Source organism: Streptomyces sp. NPDC058691 (genome assembly GCF_042714775.1).
Classification (GTDB): Bacteria; Actinomycetota; Actinomycetes; order Streptomycetales; family Streptomycetaceae; genus Actinacidiphila.
Genome location: NZ_JBHXSO010000137.1, coordinates 1 through 2,150 on the forward strand (window position 1 = coordinate 1; position 2,150 = coordinate 2,150).

A 2,150-nucleotide genomic window follows, 5' to 3' on the forward strand; every position below is an offset into this window, starting at 1 on the left:
GAAGAAGCCGAAGGTGCTGCTCGCCGACGAGCCCACCGGCGCCCTCGACGAGGGAACCCGCGACGAGATCCTCGCGCTCCTTGAGGGGCTGTGGAGGGAGCACGGGCTGACCTTCGTCATGGTCACCCACGACTCCGCCATCGCCCGCCGGGCGACCCGCGTGGCCACCATCAAGCGGGGCCAGGTCACCGTCACCGACAACCCGGCAACTCCCGGCGGTCGTTCGGCCGACGGTGCCAGGCACGCGGCACCGGCAGCGGCGCCCGCACCGGCCTCGTACTGAACCGCGGCCGACGGGCCGCGGTGGTGCGGCTCGGGGCGGCGGGTTTCTCATCGCCCTCTCATCCACGCCTCACACTCTCATCACAGCCGGTTCCTACCGTCACGACAGCGGGAGGGGGGCCCTGCCCTCCCTCCCGCTCCCCGGCTTCCGAACTCGGCGAGGAATCGCATGTTCTTCACGTATCTCCGGCGCGAACTCCGTCGCCGCAGAAAAGCGGCGCTCGTCATCGCGATGGGCCTCGCACTCGGCATCGCGCTGGTCATCACCGTCAACTCGGTGTCGGCGGGCATGACACAGGCCCAGGGCAAGGTGCTGCAGTCGCTGTACGGCCTCGGGACGGACATGACCGTCACCAAGGCCGCGGACCCGTCCTCGGCCGGCGCGGAGCGGCCGCGGTTCCAGTTCGACGCGCGCGGCGACGACAAGGAGCAGAGCAGCGACCGCGTCGTGGTCCAGGGCTTCTCGACGCTCAAGTCCTCGGTCGTGACCGACGTCGCGGGGCAGAGCGGGGTCAAGCAGGCCGTCGGCGGCCTCAGCCTGGTCGTCATCAAGATCAACGGCCAGTTCCAGCGCGGCCAGTTCCAGCAGGACCCGAACAGCGGCGGGGGCGGCTTCAACCGCGGGGGCGGCAGCCAGCGGCCGCAGGGCACCGTGCGCGGCGGCGGCGCCAACTTCGGCATCGACAACTTCACGCTCTTCGGCACCGACGTGGCCGACATGGGCCTCGGTCCGCTGACCTCCTCGAAGATCACCTCCGGGAAGACCTTCGCCGCCTCCCAGGCCGACGCCAAGGTCGCCGTCCTGGACAGCGCGTACGCGAAGCAGAAGAAGCTGTCGGTGGGCAAGACGCTCACCATCTCGGGCACCAAGTTCTCGGTGATCGGCATCGCGACCGCCGACAGCGGCTCCTCCGGCGCGAACGTCTACATCCCGCTGAAGCAGGCCCAGACGCTGTCGGACTCCAAGGACAAGGTCACCACGGTCTACGTCTCGGCCGCCGACTCCCAGCAGATCGACTCGGTCAAGTCCGCCATCCAGAAGAACATCTCGGGCACGACGGTGACGACGTCGTCTGACCTGGCGTCCACGGTGTCGGGTTCGCTGTCCACGGCGTCCGACCTGGCGACCAACGTGGGCAAGTGGCTGTCGATCGCGGTGCTGATCGCCGCGTTCCTGGTCGCCGGACTGCTCACGTCCTCCGCGGTCAACCGCCGGGTCCGGGAGTTCGGCACGCTCAAGGCGCTGGGCTGGAAGAGCGGCCGGGTGACCCGGCAGGTGATGGGCGAGGCCCTGGTCAACGGCCTCATCGGCGGGGTGCTCGGCATCGCGCTCGGCCTCGGCTGCGCCTACCTCATCACCGAGATCAGCCCGACCCTGGAGGCGTCCGTCGGCCGCACCGGCGGGGGCGGTCGCGGCGGTTTCGGCGGTGGCGGCGGTGGCGGCGGCTTCGGCGGGCAGGGCGGCCCGGCCCGGGAGGCCGCGTCAAACGTCCTCAAGATCGCCCTTCACGCACCGGTCAGCGTCAACACCATCGTCGTGGCGGTGGTCCTGGCGATCGCGGGCGGTCTGATCGCGGGCACCTTCGGCGGCTGGCGCGCCTCCCGGCTGCGCCCCGCCGACGCCCTGCGCCGCGTCGAGTAGCGGTCCGTCCGTCCTCCCCGATACCGGGTGCCGCGCCCCGTACCTCCCCCTGGCGGGGCGCGGCCCCACCCCTCCTCCACCCAGGCTTCAGGAGTCACCTCATGTACAAGCTGAGCGGCGTGACCAAGGAATACGCGCGCGGCAAGGACACCGTGCACGCGCTGCGCGGTGTGGACCTCGTGATCGAGGACGGCGACCAACTGGTCATCAAGGGTCCGACCGGCGG

Annotated in this window: 1 protein-coding gene and 2 pseudogenes; all 3 read left to right on the forward strand. The window is 70.7% G+C overall.

What is annotated here, in order from left to right:
- A pseudogene (locus ACFWVC_RS38585) lies at positions 1 to 283 on the forward strand (ABC transporter ATP-binding protein); the annotation flags it as partial.
- 168 nt (positions 284 to 451) lie between these two features.
- Positions 452 to 1,924 (forward strand): ABC transporter permease, encoded by a 1,473-nt coding sequence (locus ACFWVC_RS38590; RefSeq protein ID WP_384299572.1) that lies wholly within the window; start codon positions 452 to 454, stop codon positions 1,922 to 1,924.
- Between the two features lie 101 nt (positions 1,925 to 2,025).
- Positions 2,026 to 2,150, forward strand: a pseudogene (locus ACFWVC_RS38595) (ABC transporter ATP-binding protein); the annotation flags it as partial.

What these genes read in the sequence shown, in the direction of transcription:
- ACFWVC_RS38590 (WP_384299572.1), top strand. Translation starts at nt 452, where the DNA reads ATGTTCTTCACGTATCTCCGGCGCGAACTCCGTCGCCGCAGAAAAGCG.